Below are 19634 nucleotides of genomic sequence, written 5' to 3'. Positions count from 1 at the left end.
ATTCACGCAATTGCATAATTCGTACTTTTTAATCCGTACTACAAGAGAAAAATAAAAGTTGTCACATTAATAACCATCTTTATAGTTTATCTCAGACTGTTAAGCAATTTGACAAACTCATTTTCAGTATCTTGTGCATACAATTTCATTCCATATACGTTTACATGATTCACATCATAATATATCAGCGTATCATTATAAAATGGAGCATTGTCAAAGACCTTAGTATATGATAAATCCAAGTAAACGCATTAGGACTAGATGCTATATAATTAATCACTTTTTCCGTTGGTTTATGCCAAGTCACTTTATATTTGTTTTCTCTACTCTTGTCCTTTATATAATTTCTGTTTTCTCTAACAGGATTTTTATCTAATTCAGGAAAATCGGAAACTAATATAAGATACTGATCGTTTTTAAGGTTATCAATAAGGGAACAAACTTCATCTTCCCATTTTTCACTATGTTTCGCAAAATATTGCAAAAAGATAATCTTGCTATTGGCTATCTCTTTATTGGCATATTCAATTAATTTAAGATAGTTCGTATAGCCTCCTTGTTCTTTTTTTCCAAATATTTCGCTCTCTATTTCTGGAATTAAAGGATAGGAGTTATTGCTTATTTTTCTGAATGCAAAGTGATTCTTTTTACCAAGATAATCCATGTAACATGAGAAATTTGAAGCATGGCTATCTCCAATTAACAGTATGCTATCATTACTTGCTGTTGAATCACCATATATCCCTACTCCTTTAAAAGTATGCCCATGCGATTCCAAACCAAAAGAAGGCATAATATATGTTAGTGGAATTGGTGAAATTTTCTTACTTGCTTTGGGTATAGTTAGGATTAACCCACAACAAAGAATAGCCATACCTCCTAGATATATAATAAACTTCCTATCTTTTTTCTTTCTCAGAGGTGTTTCTATTGTATAATAAGAGAATAGAGATAATAAAATAGTTAGTACAATGACAATCCCATATTGTAAAAAGGATAATGATATTGTATTATAATAGTATCTTATAAATGCCATAATTGGCCAATGCCACAAATACATTGAATACGATAGCTCTCCTATATATACAATATACTTTTGGGATAGAATCTTTTGAATGTAATTGCTAGGGTAAGCGATCAGCAAACCTGCACCCAAACAAGGAACAATGGCATATAAACCTGGAAAATCTGATTCTCCATTCAAAATAAAGGCACTGCTAAATAATAACACTAGCCCAACCAAGCTTAAAGGGAATGAGTATTTTTCAGGTTTCTTTGTTTTAAAAGCAGGAATCAGACTAATAAGTACCCCCATGAAAAATTCGGGAGTACGTGATAATAAAGAATAATACATAGTCTGTTGATTATTATTAAGGAATATTTCAACAGAGGAATATGCAAATAAAGCTATTGTAAATACAGTAATTAAAGGGAGTAACCATTTTCTTTTTACCCAAAATAAAATTAAAGGTAAAAATAAGTAAAACTGCATTTCCACAGCTAATGTCCAGGTGTGCAGAAGTGGATTCTCTATGTTTGCAGTACCAAAATAGGTGTCTAGTGTAGCAAAATAGTTATTTGAATTGAAAAGTAATGACCAAAATAGCGATTTTCTAAAAGAGCCAACCTCTGGTGGGATTATGGCAAAGAGTCCTATGACAGCCACTATAAGTAATAGAAAATAGTATGCCGGAATGATTCTTTTTATTCTACTTTTATAAAAGTCTATAAACGTGAATTTGTTTCTATCTAACTTCGATAAAATAATGGAGGATATCAGGTAGCCAGATATTACAAAGAAAATATCAACTCCAATAAATCCACCGGGTAACCAGTTTGAATTAAGATGAAAAATGAAGACGAATAAAACAGCAATTGTTCTAAGTCCTTGGATATCTTTTCTATATTCCATAGTTTGTCATATATTAATTGGCCTAAAAGGGATTCCGATATAATTTTAACTTTTGCTGAATTAAATACTTAAAGAAAATCACATCATCAACTAAATATCGACTTATCAACCTTTTAGGATCTTGACATATTCGATATAGCCACTCCAAAGCTAACTTTTGAAATATTATAGGAGCTCTTTTTACATAACCAGCTTCAAAATCAATTGTAGCGCCTAATGGCAAAAATATTTTAATATTATGTAGTTTGTCTTTATACTTATATATCCATTTTTCTTGTTTAGGAGCACCCACGCCTACAAGTAATACTGTAGCCGACGAAGAGTTTATTATATCGATTATCTGCATACATTCTTCTTCATTTTTCTCGAAACCATAGGATGGAGAGTGCGCTCCAACAATAATATCCCTACCTACCTTTTTATTAATATTTTCTTGAGCCTTTAGTGCTACTCCTTCTGCAGCTCCCAATAAAAAAACTTTTAGATTTTCATTATCCTTATGATATTCATAAAAATGAGAAAAAAAAGATGAACCAGGTATAGCTTCTTTTATTGGAGTACCTAAAAATTTAAAAGCCAATGCTAAGATTTTACTATCACAAATAACTATATCTGCTGATTCATATACATCATAGAACTCTTTGTCTTTTTGCAACTTCACGAGATGATCAACATTTGGAGTCACAACAAAACCTTCTGTTAATTTCTCAAGAAGTTCTTGTTCTGATATATTATCTATACTAATATTTAAAATTCTCTTCCTGTCCATAGAACATTAACTCTTTACTAAATATTTTCTATTTTCTCTCTCTTTCAATACTGATTTATATTTAAAAAACTTAGAGAATCCGACAAAAATATTTGATCTATGTTGTATTAATCTTTTAAATACACTAAGAGAATATCCTAATCCGAATTTAGGACACTTTGCTATAAAGTACAAAACAGATTGCTGATATTTCTTTTTCCCAATTTTACGCAAAAAACAATTCGCTTTTAAAGCTGTTTCTAATCGAGCATCGAAATGTTTTAGACTAAATGTATTAGTTAGACTTCCAGCAGTGACTGTGATTATATATAGGACATTTGAACAGGCCGCAATACTCCCTGCTCTGAATGCCGATGTAAGAGAAAAATAGATATCATTCGATGTTATCACTTCGTCAAATACAAGTTTATTATCAGAAACGATTTTTCGTCGTATCATTTTTCCCCAAGGTGGAGTATAATAATACCTTAATGCATCTTCCTCGCCTTTATTAATAAAATCATGTACTAAATTCGAATATCTTTGATGCCTATATGCTTCATTCCCAGACTCATTATAAATACTATAAGTATCAAAATATATTATATCATATTTCGTATCTTTATACTTATTTATTAATGAATACATGTCTGAAGAGAAATAGTCATCTGCATCAGCAAAGATTATCCATTCTCCTTTCGCTCTTTCTAATCCTACATTTCGTGCTTTACCAGCACCTAGTCCTGAATCATCTTCAAGAAGAATAACATTCCCTCGGGTCTCTATACTACGAAGTTTCTCCTTTTCTTCTTTAGTACTATTATTGTCGATTACAATAACTTCAATATCATCAACATCGGGGATAGAACTTAATAATCTATCCAACAACTTCGTGGAATTCTTATGAGGAATTATTATTGAAAATGTCACCATAGTTATTATCAATCAATATATATATTTGGTTCATTCCATACATCAATATTCCTATCAGGAAGAGTTAGCCAAGAACCCATCTCAGCATGAAAAGAATTTGGTGAAAAATGAGTATATATACCACCACCAGGGAAGAAAGTTAATTCTCCAAAATATATTATATTATTAATGTAGTAAAGATCAACTCTCACAAAGTTGAAGTCCTCTGATAATTTTCGCGAGATCTCAAGCATCTCTTCCCATTTCTCAGGCTTTTTATATTCCCTAGTGAAATCCTGCTCCATTGTCGTTCTGACATTCTTGATCTGCTTCCAATCCGTATCATAAATATTGTGTTTTTGTTCACCTTCATACCGATCAATACATAACTGAACAAATTTAACAACACCATTAAAACAATAGAACTTATAGTCTAATGGAGGAGTTCCGGATTCTTCACCAATAAATTCTTCACATATCACCCTTGGTTCAATATATTTATAATTCCATTCCCTATTCTTAACATAGTAGTTTGTAGACAACCAATAATTTATCTCATTCCTACAATCCTTTATATTTAATCTTGCTTTATCAGGGCAAAGAAAGTTCCAACCTGATCCATGTGTAGCTTTTAACACAAAAGATTTTGGCAATGAATCCAGATTAATCTCTTCCCATTTACGATAAATTCCTAAACATTTTATGAGATACTTCTCTCCAACTTTCTCTTGTACATAAGCTCTAACCGCATACTTATCTGCACATCTGGCATATAGATCGTCTCTGTAATTCAACTGAGTCCATAGTAATTTTTCATTAAATAGCTTAGGGCATTCTATGTTGGGTAAATATCCATAGGTTTGTCTATATTTTTTAAACAAAAATTCTTTATCAGTATAGAGTAGGCGGCTCAACATAGCCTTCGTTTTCCATACTAGATGTTTAATCGTTACATTATTTTTAAGCTTCTTCTTTAATATTGCAAACATTACTTTTATTTCAAAATTTCATTAAACAGATTAAGCCATTGGTGACCAATACTCTCTATATTAAACTCTAAACTTTTAGCTTTAGCTGACTTTGCCATTTCATTCCTCAAGCTATCATCTTTCATTATTTTTTTTAATTTTTCTGCATACTCATCCAGATCAAAAGGCATTACGAGATAACCATTTTTTTGATCGTCGATAATATCTACGACGTTTGGGTAACTATTAAAAGCAATAGGGACTACCCCATACGCCATTGCTTCTACTAGAGCTAGCCCAAAACCCTCATAGGCTGAAGTCAGACAAAAAGCAGAAGCCTTTTCATAATATTTCTCTGGTTGTTGAAAACCTAAAAGTTCTATATTCTTTACTTCTAACTTTGATATTAAATTTTTGATTTCTGAATATTTACTTCCATTGCCTAAAATTTTCAGATTCCAATCTGGGAAATCTTTATATATTTTATTCCAAATATTAACCAATATATCAACTTGTTTCTCAGTGCACAAACGTCCAACGAAGAGTAATGTCTTTTCCTTCTCCATATCAATTTCTGGATATTTAATTGTTACGGGATTAGGAATAGCTCTAACCTTGTCAACCTCACTTTTTGTGAAGATTGAAACTTCATCTCTAAATTTATCAGATAAAGTAACTATAGCATCGCTATTTCTTCCTATTTTCTCATATTGTTCAGAATACTTGTACTTAAAAAAATGTATTAGCATTAAATCCGCAATTTTAGCCATAAAGCTACCGTAAGGCAGTATTGTTTTTATAAAATTCAAATGGCCACCTCTAACTCCATACATTCCATCTAAAGTACTGTGGAATACTGAGATTGTTTTTACATCTAACTGTTTTGTCCAAAATACAATATCAGCACTTTCTCTAGGGTTAATTGAAGACTGATTTATTACTAAATCAATCTTTTTTCCTCGAATAAGAGATTTAAAGAATACTTCATTCTGAGTTATATTCACCCTTGTTTCTATGGGAAGATGATATTGATTAGATAATATTACATCGCCTTTTTTCCTCGCAGAAAGGAAAAAAGTACTAATCCCATTAGCTTCAAAGAATTTACTAAGAAAATAAGTAATTCTCTGAACACCACCAAGAACAGGGTTAATAGTTGTTTCAAAGTAAAATAAAATATTCATTTAATATTTCTCAATAAAAAATTTATCGAATTGGCTTGCTGATTGTCTAATAAAGTTTCAGCTTCCGAATAATTAACCTCTTGAAAGGTTGGACGATCTGATTTCTCTATTAACCGGTTTGATAAACCTAAAGAGTTGAGTAAATCACTCGCTCTGGCATCAATTCCTTCTCCCATTTTTACTGTATAAAAAGGTTTTCTGTTAATTATGCTAAATGCAGTACCATGAAAAGAGGTCGTAACAACACATTCTGCATACCTAAAATATGCCAAAAATTGCTCAACAGATACATTCTCTTTCTTACTCTTCTTTGTGTATATATCGACCTTCGACGAGAGCTCTATAACTTTTGCGCCTCTTTCATTAGCTAGTTTATTAGCAATTGCTATGACATTCTTATTTGAATAAATTTGATATACTAGCACATATTTTTCATTTATAGAATCTGTAATTAATCTATCCCACTTTTCTTGTCCAAGAAGCAAAACTGGATCTAATACATTTGAAATCTTTTTATGTGAAATATTCTCGAAGATTTCAACCAAAGAATATTCTCGAACAGATACATCATCAAAATTATTTAAATATTTATTCCAACTTTGACAATTCGAAGCATTAATAGGACAATGACCAATGCTAGCCGCATATGAGATCAAACGATTTCGAGATATTTTATTTGTCTCACCCCCATAAAATGGATCCTCTCCTTCAGTTAAATTTAGATTCCAAACTTGATCACTACCAACAATTACAAGGTCATATATAATATTTGAGTCAATATCTTTCACTTCTAAGTTTTTATTTGAAAATAACGCAAATATTCTAGCCCTTGCTATTTTTTTCGAATAAGTAAGAGGGGAGACGATTAATTGTTTTATCTTTCCCAGCATAGATCTATCCTTGAAAGTTTTCTTTGAATATAGCTTACGATCTAATTGAAGAAAGGAGGGGGTATAATTAATTATATCAACCTCATTATTCTGTGATTTAAGGAACTCTTGCAATGCATATGTTTGCAAAACAGCACCATAATTACGCGCACAGTGAAATGTTAGTATCCCTATTCTTTTTCTAGTTGTCTGTTCCATTTATATTTTTTATTTCATTTGTATGTTTATCAATAATATAAAGAGCAAAAGCCTGAATTACAAAATTTCCTGTCCTGAAAAATTCAGACGATAATATTGAGCTCAATATTAGGAATAAGAAAAAGAGACTTAAATATTTATATTCTATCATCTTTTTTAACCTTATTGCCTTTATACTATATAGTAACATCGCAAAGATAGGTATAATTCCCATAACCCAACTTAACCCCCACAAGCCTATATCTTCATAAATATACCCGTCATTTTTTGCTATATTTTTCATATATATTCCATACTCTGATGAATCATTCGGAGTTCCTGAGCCAAAGAACATTTCCCATCCAGAATGAAAATGTTCATTTAAATAGTAATTAATATTAAGGATTCTGACATAATCCTCATTGTCAAAATTATCTTTTTCTTGCCTTTCTAAAATTGCTAATACTTTGTCCTGAAATTCTGGGATTTGCAATAATATAAATACACATATCCCTGCTAAAAAAATATACAATAGGCTTCTTAGGGTCAAACCATTAATTTTATATATTAAAAATAGACTTAGAATAAATAAAAGAAATAACATAACCCTAAAGCCCATCAATAAAACTACTATACCCGATAGAATAATCAATACTGCATATTTAATATTTGGCTTTATAAGAAATTTATTTAATGCATAAAAATATGAGAGGAATAAGATTGCTTGACCAGTCAAACGTATTCGAACATCTTCTGTATAAGAAAATGTAGCCCCATCAAATAATGGAAAAGGATAAACTATATATTGTATAATGTAGCAAAAACAAAAGACATAGCCTAAGATTAAAATAATTTTCTCACAGTCCTTTAAAGAGCAATCTATCTTCAAAAAGAAGAAATACAGTAAAATATAGAAAACATTACCTGTTGCAGATAGTGTTTGAAGCATATCTTGATCTCTGAAATATTTGGCCGAGATAGCATTTATAATAATGCCGATGAAAAGCAGAGTAATCCCCTTTTTAAACAAAGCTTTCTTCTTAAACACATTCAATGAATATACCAAAGCAACAGCTAGCGTAAGTAAGTTGATTGGAGCAGGAAGTGCCCCATAAAATTTAGTACATAAGATTATTACTAATATGTTTATAATTACTTTCATAAAGCTATCCTAAAAAAGAGATATACTATTTTTCCAATAAACAGCTTGTAATTTTTCTAAGAAATGACCTACCCCTTTCTTTAAAAGAGGGTTTTGTATATTTATTCAATAATGTAATAATATCTAAAGAATTCAATTCATTGAAAAATTTATCTCTATTCTTATTTGGGAGGCATGATTGTTCTATTGAAGGATTCTTTGCTAATGCTATTTTATATTCTGAAGATATTATGTCTAAATTAAGTATATTGAATATTTGCTCTCCTTTTTTTGAATTGACTAAAACTAAGCTGACACCTTTTTCATCATTAAATTCTGAATGAAAAGATGATATCCCCCAAAAATCACCTATAGTTATATCACTTTGAGATTTCAACGATTTACTTGGGCAAGAATGACAAGATGGTCTTAAATATAAGTGCCTATAAAAACCTTTTAGAAATAAACTTGTTCCACTTGGCTCTTTTATGCAAGAATCGCTATTATCATTAGTTAAAATTTTGAATGAAGACGAACTCCAACCGAAATCTTTATTTCGAAAAGAGATACATACTATATTTTGTAAATTCCCATTTTGTCTTGCTTTTAAATATTTACTCCATATTTTCGAACTCGGAACCCCATGACATATAATATCAACAGTAATTAAGTTCTCAAAAGGTTTTCTTAAAAAGGTATTAAGTCCTGCAATCTGACATGGTGTACCTGTAAATAAAACGAGTTTTCCGCTTTTCAAAAAAAGTTGGACTGTTTCATACGATCTACCTATTTTGCTCTCTACATATTTACTACCATAGAACAAAGATAAATCAGATATATCCGTTATGTAGTCATGTACAACATTCCAATCTTTATCATATTTAGCTCCAAAAACGATACCCTCATTACTCAATACATATTCTGCAATACTAGAAAAAGCACCGCCAGAAGTACTCTGTAACCTAATTTTATTATTTTTATTTTTAGCGGCATATACCATAAGTGGCAAACGCGACTGTCCTTGATTAATAACTGGACATACTTTTTCACATCTATTGCAATCTATACATAAAGATATATTCACATTCGGATACAAAAAGCCTTCCTTATCCTCTTCCATTTCAATACATTCCGTTGGACAAGATTGTAAACAAGCATTACATCCGCAACAATTTTCTTTATTAGTTATTGTTATCATACGCTCACATTTTTCTTTTTCTTAATATCTTTTGAATTAAAGACAACAGAAATATTTTTTCCTCTTTGTCCAGACCGAACAAGAAAATACTTATACCATATACCATAGCAGAAAATAGGACTGTGATTAATATTCGATATTCTACTGTCGTGGAACTAACCACTAACAGACAGCAGGAAATATTTATTATAACTGGTATAGTAATTTTTTTTAGGACTAGGCTGTAATACCCATATATTGATAATCCAACATTTTTTTTTGCAAAATATATTCTGAATAATGCTGCGACAATTTCTACAAACATCATACCGACAAGAACAAAAATCGGATCTAAGCCAACAGCTAATAATATATAGGCAAGGGGTACATTTAATAACAATATGGATCCTACGATACTTTGATATCCTTTGATTCGCCCTGTAGCTTGAATAGCTGAAGGTAAGCCTACTGTCAGTTGATTTATTATTGTCGTTATTAGTGTAAGAGAACAGAATGAAATTGCATAATCAGGTATATTCTTTAACCAAATATAGAGTACAGTATTTATCTCAAATAAGCATGGTATGGCAAAAAATGATAATAAGAAAAAACCAAACTTGCATGAAGTCATAGATAATCTAAGTGTCTGTTTCCTATCACCAGCTCCTTCGCTCTTCATTATTTGAGGATTTACAGCTCTCATCATCATTCCAGAGAAGGAATACATTTGTCCTGATACTTGATTAGATATTGCATAAGCAGCGTTAATTGTTGTTCCTTTGAACACATTTAGTACAACCGCTACACCTTGCAACCTCCCAACTGCACATAGCGAACCAAAAAGATTCCACCCAGCAAAAGAAGACATTTTCGCTAAAGTCATCCTGTCTATATATCCTTTAATTCTCAAAGAGCATTCGTTATATAAACTTAGACTAATAATCATATACAGAACTAATGCAATTAAGCTAATAGCCATTGTTGTTGATCCATAGAAAATCAGTTTATCAAAATCGATTATATCCCACATTAACATTAATGCGACAATAAATTTAAGCATGACTTCTACAATGTCTACTATAGCAATCCAATGCATTTGTTCATGTGCATTTATTGAGGCAATAAAAGGTACAGAGAGTATATTCAGAAATACAGCAACACACATACATTGGTATACAACTTTAGCAGCAAATATTCTATTGGACTCTATGTTTAATACTTCTTCAAATAATAATAAGCCAATAATTTGCATTGTAAGTAAAAGACATATACCTATGCTTATATGCAAAAAAAGGCTATTCCCAAATATTTTTTTCTGTAATTCCAGATCATCCTTCCCTTGATAAAAGGATAAGTATCTCTGAGTAGACACAGTCATAGCAGTATTCAAAAAAGACAATATAGCGATGACTCCTGCAACTAAATTATATGTGCCAAAATCTGAACTACCTAGCGCATTTAATACTATTCTAACCGTAAAAAGAGAAATAATGATTGTTACAATCATTTTCCCATATAATACAGAAGTATTCAATAAAATTTTTTTCGCTCCTGACACTTCTTTATTTTCAATTAATCTGAATATCTTACTAGCAAAGGATTTTAGCTACCCTAAGATTTTATTACATTAGTTTTACTTTAGGCACATCTAACTTTTTATAATGTTTAATAGATCCTTTCTTAAAATAAATACGCAAGATGTCAATGCAGCTAAAAAAGCAACAGCAATTAGGATCATTTTTTTTGATGGCCCTGATGGGTAAATTGATTGAATAGCAGGTTGTAATATAGTAAATACAGGAGTGTAGTCTTGTACCCTTATTTTATCTACTTGAAGTTGTTGCGCCATCTGTGTATAAACAGAATAAGAAATAGCAACCTCATTCTGAAGCTTTTCTTGATTTAGTCTATATCTAGCAGATATAAGATTTTTGTTTGCATCAATAAAGGATGTCAAATTTTGTTGGGCAAAGTAGTAGTCATTTTTTGCTTGATTATATAATCTTTGCGTATTTGTAAAATCGGCTTTAGCTTTCTTCGTCCTTTCTTCAATAATATATGATTGTAAGTAAGATGTTAGAGTGTCTGCTAAGAACGCTGCTATAATAGGACTTTGCATTTTTGTTTCAAGCTTAGTAATTCCTGTTTTCTTTTCTGTGCTAATCTCAAAACTACTTCTTAGTTTCTCTATAACATTCATCTCTTCATCTGAAATAAGATAGTTGTTATTTTCTGCGGAAACAAGTTCTTCGTTTTTACCCTTAAAACTCTTCAAAAAAGCATTAGGCATATCCATTACATATGTCCACCAAGCTTTTTTCTGCTTATCGGATAAATAACCATATAAAGTTGTATCTACACCTAAATTTTTATCACTCACATTAATATCATACAATCCTTGTATAAATGGTGTTGAACTTACTATATTGGGATATAGTTCGGGAGAAAAAGCATCGGATGCCCCCATATTACTAAAATTTATTCCTGCCAAAGAGGCTAAAGCCCCCATATTACCAGTTTTAGCATCATTAGATTTTGTAGTAAAAACAACAGTTGAAGTATACTCCTTCGGTATACTAAAAGCAATAATCAACCCTACAATAGCCCCTATCAAAGTTACCTTAATAATGAATTTTTTGTTATCCCATAGCTTACGAGCTAACTCTAACAAATCTATTTCTTTTTCCTCTTTATTGTCAATCATAACTTATTTCGTTAGAGAGTTAATTAATAAAGCAATAACAGAAGCCATAGAAGTTATACTAGAACCGAGAGCGATAGTTTGTCCCAGAGACATTTTTTCTTTTTCTTCTTTAGTTGGAACAATTATCTCGCACCCTGGTTTTATCAAATCTTTACTCGAACCTTTAGCTTTTGCAGTCATTCCATTCATATATACGATATAAGCTCTCTTCTTTTCAGCAAGATCACTATAGCCCCCAGCTTGTTCTATATAGTATTTAAGAGGTTCCCCTTTTTTATATAAAACGGTATTCGGATGCATAACCGCTCCATTTATCTTAATCGTATTATTAAACTCTGGGATAATTAATCTATCGTTTTCTCTTAAAACGATATCATATTCTGATTTAGGATTTTTTATAGCTTGTTCGAGTTCAATCCCTACAGTATATTGCCTGCTTGTTTCTAATGATTCTGTTGAAATTGAATCTTTCATTGTACCTCTGGCTAACATTGCTAGAGATTGTTTTTGTCTAGCTATTTCATCATCCGTCATTGTTCTAATCAAACGAGCACCTTCTGCATAAGCATTGTTTGAGAGGCCTCCAGCAAGCTTAATAATCTCCGATACTCTTTGTTCTTTCTCAACCAATGTATATGCCCCAGGGAATAGGACTTCTCCGTCAATTCGGACATTACGTTGTTCTTGAAAACCTGGGCTTTTTCTTACATACACTTGATCATAAGGCTCTAACACAAAATTAGCTTTACCATCTGCAATTAACCCATCTTCAATAGAAAAAGAAAACGTCTCTGCTATAATCGTTGCATTAGTAGTACTAGCAGGATCAATGATTCTACGGGAAACATCTACTCTGGCTGTAGAAGCTGAACTAAGCAAACCTCCGGCTCTTACTATAAGGTCTTTTATAGTCGTATTTTCGGCAAAGCTATATTGCCCTGGATTCGCAATCATTCCTGCAATTGTGAAATCCCCTAAATCTTCATCAATTGTATTTGCAGCAATATACAAGATATCATTTTTCTTCAACTGAGTATTTCCAGAAGCACTAGATTCTAAATTATTCAGATTCAAAGCTAATGTTTCAAAAGTCAAGTCATCCTTTTCTCTAGTAAGAACGGCTCGATCAAGAAACGCATCTTCTTTTAGGCCTCCGGCTTTTTTTATCAAATCAGCAACAGTTCTTATATCACCCCCTATTTCATAATAGCCTGGGAATAAAACACTACCATCTATCTGAACCCTATTATCGTATCGGTCCAAGCCTTTACCGATAGCAATACTGTCACCATCTGCCAGAGTAAAAGAGAGCATTGTCTCAGGGTCAAGCGTATACATCTGCCTATACTTACCTGTTTTTCTACTTAAGCTAATATTTTCAACATTAGCTTCTCCAGTAAATCCTCCAGCATAGTTAATCAAATCACTAGCATGCTCATCGCTAGTGATTTCATACCACATCGGACGCTTGATCTCTCCTGTGATATTTACCAGTGATTGATAAGCTGGAACTACAATAACATCGCCATCAGATAACCTAATATCATCTGGAGTTTGCCCACGAAGAATAAAGTCATAAATATCAACCGAAGCGACTTTCTTGCCTCCTCTGTACAAGTTAACAGTACGCAAAGATCCTATATCGTTTATTCCTCCCGCTAAATATAGAGCGTGAAACACAGAAGATAATGAGGATACAGTATAAGTACCAGGAGTAACAACTTCACCCATTACATTAACCTGTATACTACGAATTTGGCCTAATGTCAAACTTATGTATGAAGCACCACCTTCCTCATCTACACCAGCATACAGATTTGAAAGTTTTCTACGGACAATTTCGTTAGCCTGCTCAATAGTCATTCCACTTAGGAAGACTGGTCCTAAGCTCTCAATATTAACACTTCCTTCGGGAGTTATTGTTTTTCTTATTGTTGTTTGTGATGCACCCCAAATATCAATGACTACTTCGTCCCCAGCACCTAATTTGTAATTAGTAGGAGTAGGAATATTCATTGTTGGAGCAAAAGTCAAATCTTTCTGACTAAAAACATCTTTACCAAATATTTTGCGCTTAGAAGAGCGTATTGAATCTTTCATCCTTTGAGGGTAATATTCCTCAGCACTTTCTCTCAATACAGACTCAGAAGACGCTCTTTGGGAAGTAGAAGTGCTTGCTCGCTTTTCTTGCTCTACCTGACTTTTGATTTTTAAAAGTTGAGCCTGAGTCACTCCTCTTTGGAGTAATGCTTTCCCTATTGCATCTTGACTTGTTCCTTTTGCATGTTCTGACTTAACATATTCGATTACCTGACTATCCGACATCTGCGCAGAAAGACATAAAGGCATAATTAAAATTAGAAGAAAAAATATCTTTTTTATCATACTGTAGATATTGTGCTTTAAATTAACAGTTTACTGCTGCAAACATTTCGATCCAACTATCGCGCCTGCAAAATTAAAGATTAATTACCAACCGACCAACATTTTATATACAAACCTTTTAATTATTACATTCCTATATTACACACTTAAAGAGCATATGATATATCCAATTATCAGATTTGATAATACATTATAAACCTCGACCTTTGTTTTTCCTCTTTCTGATTTCTTCCTCCTTTTGCTTTTCTTTTGCAAAATTCTCAGCCTCATAATCTGTGCTGTGCTGCTCAAATAGTGATGGGAATAAAGGAACTATAAAATCCGGCTCAAATTCAATCTTGTTCTTTGTTTGCTCTGCTAATATAGTCAAAACTTTATTTTCATCCGCAAACTTTTCATGAAATGCGTTTGCCGCAAACTCTTTCCCTATTCGTGAGCCATTAAGAATCGTTTTGTTTTGATAATCTATAAAGCTAACACCATAGATTTGTCCTTCCTCATTCTGACGGAATATCGGCTCTATGTTTTTCTCTTTCAATAGCAATTTGAACTCATCCATTGATCCTGATTGTTGCATCGCTTTAACGAGTATCGGTTTGAGGTATTCTTTTGTCTTGCTGTCCTGTATCTGTTGCTTCGACTTCTCAAAGTGTTTTTCAAGAGTTTGCATATTAATAGATTTACCAAAGAGTGAAGACTTAAAAGGAGTACCGATCTTCTCTTTTTTCATTATTGTTGAATTGTCTGTTAAAGCTGAATACACAAGTCCGTGATAAGGTTTTCCATTTTTTAAGCCTTTGACTTCTTCCACACTTACATTAATTTTTTCTAAAAGTGTTCGGAATTCTCCTATGGATTGGAATTTGTAGTTATTCAATACTGCTTTGGCAATATTGCCCACTTGTTGTTTTACATTGCCTTCTTTGTAATTGAGCGGTTTGGTTGGAATGCTATAAGCTTGCTGTTCCTGTTTGGTAGCCGGATGAAGATTAAAATATTTCTCTATTTGCCTGCATATCTTCATCGAACGCATATTCTCAAAGTTAGAATCCAACTTCTTGCCAGCTTCATCTATCCTGATGGAAACAATGTGAAGATGAATTCTGTCTATATCCGTATGTTTAAATACCACATAGGGCTGATTCCCATAACCCATGTCTTCCATATAGCGGTCGGCTATGTCTTGGTAATGTTCATCTGAGAGTATATCTTTTGCATTCGGATTTAGCGATACATGAAAGATCGGTTTTTCAGTTCTCTTATTGGCTATCAAGTAAGGCTCAAACGACTTGATCGTTGTCTGCATAGAGAATAATCTGTCTGCTCTTTCATATACATTTTTAGAAGAAAGCAATTTCGCTTCCTCCTTATCCATCTTATTTTTATTGTACAGAAGTGTACCAAAAAGGGAGGTATTCGAGCTTATTTTTGCAACCATTTTATCTCCAGTATTTGTAACTGTTGTTCTACTTCTTTGTAGGTGTGTACCAATTCGATCATGGCTTTCTCCAATTTATAGAGATAAGCCAATGCTTTTCGCTCACCTAACTGTTCTTTAAGTAAGCGTAAAACCTGATTGTAATTATTGCCAATTCCTCTCATTTGACTCCTGATTTGAGATAGTTTGATGATATAATCGTTGATTGTCTTATCTATCTCTATAATTTTCATAGGAGTATTCAGTACTTTATCTTTAATGAAATGTCCTCTGTATTTAAATCCTGATAATTCGAATAATGTTTCAAACTTACAGTTATCCGTTTCGTTCAATCGGACATCACAGCGAAAGATCGCAGGATTGGCTTTGGGCTTCCTGCCTACCTTGGACTTTCGTCCAATATTCTGATTCTCTTTTTTCATTGTAAAAAGTCTTTAAGTTTTTATTCTATCATAAACTTATCATTCGGACGGCGACTTGGGAGCTGTCCTTCCCCGAATCGACAGATGAGTGGGCGAGTTATTTTGAGTGGCTGGAATTTATTTCCGGTGGCTCAAAATACAACTCGCCTTAGACCAGTGTCTAAGAAAATCCGCTGTGAGGCGGATTCATTCAATTGAAAGATTGAGTAGCATATAACAATCAATCGCTTTCTTCAGGATCTTCGTCAAGATCCTCGTTATTCGTTGAATAACCTGAACCGTTCAAGAATCTATTGTCGGCTTCTTCTTTCAGTTGAGTCAGAAGCTCCCCATAGGTTTCAATATGATGATCTAGAATCCGATCAGCTAAAGAAGACAAGCTGGTATAATGCTCGAATCGGAATAAAGCAGCTATCCTTTTCAGTCTTCTGTGTACTTCGGGACTGACGTAGATCGCATTGCGCCCCCGAACACGCTTATCCCGACAGAACAGAGCGATGTATTTCTCTTTGGAGATCTTTTTGTGTTTCATTATTTAAAGAATTAATGAGTGAATAAAAGATGGACTTAGTAATTCCTCTACTTCGTTCATTTCTGAAATAAAAACCTGAATACGTAAAGAATCATCCCCAAGAAACTAAAAAGATTTTAGACTCTAGTTATCAACACATTATCAGAGAGTCTTATTCGCTGTATTGCTGTAATTTTCATTTTCAATCGTATAGCAAAGAGGGTTGGAGTGCCGGATTCTGCTGTATGGATAATTCCCGATTGACACAGAAGTATATCTCAAATAGTACTGTATGAGTACATAATAATGATGGACTTTGTGAATGCAGTATTGAAATAAATATAGGAGGCTGTTTTAACATCAAATCAATAGAATAATTGAACAACTATTTGTGGGATTGATTAATTGTAAAATTAGATTATGAAGCAATCTATCTTTTATAATTTAGAGTTATCTCGTCCGAACGTGTTTTTTATAGCGAAGCCAATCGCTGCCAACCACTACAACTTTATTTTGATTTTGCTATCTGTTACAAGCAAATACAGATCTTTGTTTTTGCGAATAATATTCATGTCATAGATCTCAGACATAGGCAGACACAAGCTGCCAGTAACTAAAAACAAGGGGATACTATGAAAATTAATCTATTTATTTGCAGAAGTGTATAACGATAAATAAAAAGGAAAAAGATATGATGGAATTGAAAATTATAGATAGAAAAGCCTTAGACAAGGTGACGGAGCGTATTAAGCTTTTACTTGAAAAGAGCAGGGGTTTGGCTCGTTATGGAAATAGTGAAGAATGGCTGGACAATCAGGATGTCTGTCAGCTACTGAATATCTCACTTCGTACCTTGCAAAGCTATCGGGAAAGAGGAGTCCTTGCTTATTCGATGATCGGTCATAAATGCTACTACAAGGCAAGTGATGTGCACGCATTTGTTGAGAAATCAAAAAGATAGTATAAAAATATTGAGGTAAAAATATGGAATCAAACGATTTTCTAAACTCCAATTCGGAAGAGATAAAAGAACTATTGACTGCTATTGATGAAGTAGCCGAGAATCTGGAAGCAGGCTTGGATTGTTTATCTTCTTCTCACAGTCAAGAGCGTTATTTGAACAATAATCAGGTTTGCGAGATGCTCCATATAAGTCAACGTACTTTGCAGGATTACAGGGATAAGGGAAGAATTGCTTTCTACAAACTGGAAGGCAAGATTCTCTACAAACTATCGGATATAGAAAAAATGTTGGAGGATAACTATTACAAAGCATGGGAGCAAGATTAGCTGATACAGCCAAATCTCACTCCCATATAAACCAATAAATATTATTTTCTTTTTTTCTTTTCTGTAACCTTCCCCTTACAGGAAGTGGAATAAATTAGACAAACTTTTCGATCAGAAATCCGCAAGGACTAGAGTTTGGCGTTTTATTCGCTTCCTGTTCTTTTGTGAGAAGAGAAGAAAAAAGCTGGTACTTACATCTCCCCATATTTACCCTCAATCCGATTAGCCAAAGCATCCATATCCTTGCTGATTTTTGTATCAATCACTTTAGCATACAATTGTGTCATTTTCAGACTGGAGTGTCCAAGCATTTTAGAAACTGTTTCCATAGGAACATCATTTGAAAGGCAAATTTGGGTAGCAAATGTATGTCGGGCTGTATGAGTGCTAATATTTTTCTCAATTCCACACAAATCAGAAATTTCCTTTAGGTAAGAATTCATCTTTTGATTTGCCATAACTGGCAAGCATACACCTTTCTTTTTACAGATAGGATGGTCTTTATATTTATCCAAAATAATTTGAGGTATCTCTAGTAAAGGGATGTTACAAATATTTTTTGTCTTTTGCCGATGTTTTCTTATCCATAGCTTACCTTTAGTATCCTTTACAACATGCTCTGGTTTTAGTTGACTGACATCCACAAAAGCCAAACCCGTAAAAGTGCAAAATATAAACACATCGCGAACGAGTTCCAGTCTTGGTACAGAAAGCTCTTTCTGAATCATAATTTGAAGCTCTTCTTTTGTCAACACTTCTTTAACTACTTCTTTTTCGTGGAATCTAATTCCTGCAAAAGGATTGCAAGAAATCCAATCATTGGCGATAGCCAAATTGATGACTTTCTTAAAAGCTTTCATATAACGAATGACAGTATTTTGAGCACAGCCTCTTTCTGTTTTCAAATACAGTTCGAATTTTCTGATAAATTCATTATCTATTTCTTTCAATGGAAGGTCCTCAAGATGATATTCTTTGCTGATCAATTCGCCAAGGTAGCGACAACACAAATCATAACGATTGACAGTTATAGCGACGTAGTCAATACCTATCAACTGACGGCATTGCTCATTATGTTCCTTGAATACTCCAAGTAATGTTCGCTGACTATTCTCAGTCTTACCATTGAAGATATCTAGGACGATCTTTGCTGAAACAGGCTTTTCTTCCCTTTCCAGTTTTTCAAAAATCTGATAAAGCCTTACTCGTGAGATTTCGATGTAATGGTTAAGGTCTTGCGATAGTCTGTCACGCCCTCTTGAACGTTCTTTAGCCTGACACCATAGTTTTGGGTCAATGCTTCTGCGTGTTCTGATTTCAACACGTTGCCTATTCACATTAATTCTTAAGCAAACGGGCATTTCTCCGTTTTTCATTGGCTGTCCTTTTTTCAAAAAGAACAAAATGCTAAATACATTTCTTTTCATTTCTCCTTAATTTAAGTAATACAAAATTAAGGAATTAGCCCGACACAACAGCTACGCAAAACACTGTGTAACAATGCAATAAATTCAATTAGGTGATTTTTTTGAGAGCTCTAAAAAATAGTCACCATTTCGTCCCATTTTATTGCTTTAAACCGCTATTTTTTGCTTTACGCCTAAAACAAAAAACTCCCGAATTTACTTGAAACTCAGGAGTTTACTTGATTTTACTTTCTTTTTCAGTGGTGCCACCAGGAATCGAACCGGGGACACAAGGATTTTCAGTCCTTTGCTCTACCAACTGAGCTATGGCACCATTGCCTTATTGCGAGTGCAAAGATAGGACATATT

At 33.0% G+C, this 19634-nt stretch carries 17 protein-coding genes and 1 tRNA gene; 2 read left to right on the top strand and 16 right to left on the bottom strand.

Going from position 1 to position 19634, the window contains the following annotated elements:
• Window positions 1–184 precede the first annotated feature (184 nt).
• From DHU68_RS02300 to DHU68_RS02235, 14 genes are all read right to left on the bottom strand, one after another.
• A complete protein-coding gene (locus tag DHU68_RS02300; protein WP_108821337.1) occupies window positions 185–1912 on the bottom strand; it encodes an acyltransferase family protein in 1728 nt (575 codons plus the stop codon).
• 22 nt (window positions 1913–1934) lie between these two features.
• The gene (locus DHU68_RS02295; RefSeq protein WP_108821336.1) at window positions 1935–2681 is read right to left on the bottom strand and encodes a WecB/TagA/CpsF family glycosyltransferase; all 747 of its coding nucleotides are present in this window, start codon (window positions 2679–2681) and stop codon (window positions 1935–1937) included.
• A 6-nt stretch (window positions 2682–2687) separates the two neighbouring features.
• A complete protein-coding gene (locus DHU68_RS02290) occupies window positions 2688–3593 on the bottom strand; it encodes a glycosyltransferase family 2 protein (RefSeq protein WP_108821335.1) in 906 nt (301 codons plus the stop codon).
• A gap of 8 nt (window positions 3594–3601) precedes the next feature.
• Complete coding sequence (locus DHU68_RS02285) at window positions 3602–4561, bottom strand: ATP-grasp fold amidoligase family protein (RefSeq protein WP_108821334.1); 960 nt, start codon at window positions 4559–4561, stop codon at window positions 3602–3604.
• Between the two features lie 5 nt (window positions 4562–4566).
• Complete coding sequence (locus DHU68_RS02280) at window positions 4567–5724, bottom strand: glycosyltransferase (RefSeq protein ID WP_108821333.1); 1158 nt, start codon at window positions 5722–5724, stop codon at window positions 4567–4569.
• The gene (locus tag DHU68_RS02275) at window positions 5721–6812 is read right to left on the bottom strand and encodes a polysaccharide pyruvyl transferase family protein (RefSeq protein WP_108821332.1); all 1092 of its coding nucleotides are present in this window, start codon (window positions 6810–6812) and stop codon (window positions 5721–5723) included. The genes DHU68_RS02280 and DHU68_RS02275 overlap by 4 nt, the downstream gene beginning before the upstream one ends.
• Window positions 6796–7953 (bottom strand): hypothetical protein, encoded by a 1158-nt coding sequence (locus DHU68_RS02270; RefSeq protein WP_108821331.1) that lies wholly within the window; start codon window positions 7951–7953, stop codon window positions 6796–6798. Before DHU68_RS02270 ends, DHU68_RS02275 begins: the two co-directional genes overlap by 17 nt.
• 25 nt (window positions 7954–7978) lie before the next feature.
• Window positions 7979–9130 (bottom strand): Coenzyme F420 hydrogenase/dehydrogenase, beta subunit C-terminal domain, encoded by a 1152-nt coding sequence (locus DHU68_RS02265; RefSeq protein ID WP_108821330.1) that lies wholly within the window; start codon window positions 9128–9130, stop codon window positions 7979–7981.
• A 4-nt stretch (window positions 9131–9134) separates the two neighbouring features.
• The gene (locus DHU68_RS02260; protein WP_255412416.1) at window positions 9135–10643 is read right to left on the bottom strand and encodes a hypothetical protein; all 1509 of its coding nucleotides are present in this window, start codon (window positions 10641–10643) and stop codon (window positions 9135–9137) included.
• Between the two features lie 114 nt (window positions 10644–10757).
• Window positions 10758–11813, bottom strand: a complete 1056-nt coding sequence (locus DHU68_RS02255) for a Wzz/FepE/Etk N-terminal domain-containing protein (RefSeq protein WP_108821329.1) — start codon at window positions 11811–11813, stop codon at window positions 10758–10760.
• A gap of 3 nt (window positions 11814–11816) precedes the next feature.
• Complete coding sequence (locus DHU68_RS02250) at window positions 11817–14198, bottom strand: SLBB domain-containing protein (protein WP_185117486.1); 2382 nt, start codon at window positions 14196–14198, stop codon at window positions 11817–11819.
• A gap of 190 nt (window positions 14199–14388) precedes the next feature.
• The gene (gene mobB, locus DHU68_RS02245; RefSeq protein WP_108821328.1) at window positions 14389–15636 is read right to left on the bottom strand and encodes a conjugal transfer protein MobB; all 1248 of its coding nucleotides are present in this window, start codon (window positions 15634–15636) and stop codon (window positions 14389–14391) included.
• Window positions 15621–16058: a hypothetical protein gene (locus tag DHU68_RS02240; protein ID WP_108821327.1), complete on the bottom strand. Its 438-nt coding sequence runs from the start codon at window positions 16056–16058 to the stop codon at window positions 15621–15623. Before DHU68_RS02240 ends, mobB begins: the two co-directional genes overlap by 16 nt.
• A 220-nt stretch (window positions 16059–16278) precedes the next feature.
• Window positions 16279–16590 carry a DUF3408 domain-containing protein gene (locus DHU68_RS02235; RefSeq protein ID WP_108821326.1) on the bottom strand — a complete coding sequence of 104 codons (312 nt, stop codon included), beginning with the start codon at window positions 16588–16590 and terminating at the stop codon, window positions 16279–16281.
• 670 nt (window positions 16591–17260) lie between these two features.
• Here DHU68_RS02235 and DHU68_RS02230 point away from each other — a divergent pair.
• Window positions 17261–17530 (top strand): helix-turn-helix domain-containing protein, encoded by a 270-nt coding sequence (locus tag DHU68_RS02230; RefSeq protein ID WP_255412415.1) that lies wholly within the window; start codon window positions 17261–17263, stop codon window positions 17528–17530.
• Between the two features lie 23 nt (window positions 17531–17553).
• Window positions 17554–17859, top strand: a complete 306-nt coding sequence (locus DHU68_RS02225; protein ID WP_108821325.1) for a helix-turn-helix domain-containing protein — start codon at window positions 17554–17556, stop codon at window positions 17857–17859.
• Between the two features lie 191 nt (window positions 17860–18050).
• Here DHU68_RS02225 and DHU68_RS02220 read toward each other — a convergent pair whose 3' ends face one another.
• A complete protein-coding gene (locus tag DHU68_RS02220) occupies window positions 18051–19286 on the bottom strand; it encodes a site-specific integrase (RefSeq protein ID WP_108821324.1) in 1236 nt (411 codons plus the stop codon).
• 240 nt (window positions 19287–19526) lie between these two features.
• Window positions 19527–19599: transfer RNA gene (locus DHU68_RS02215), tRNA-Phe, on the bottom strand.
• Window positions 19600–19634: the final 35 nt, after the last annotated feature.

This window comes from Dysgonomonas sp. Marseille-P4361 (assembly GCF_900343125.1).
GTDB lineage: Bacteria > Bacteroidota > Bacteroidia > Bacteroidales > Dysgonomonadaceae > Dysgonomonas.
This window is presented reverse-complemented; position numbering and strand designations above follow the sequence as displayed.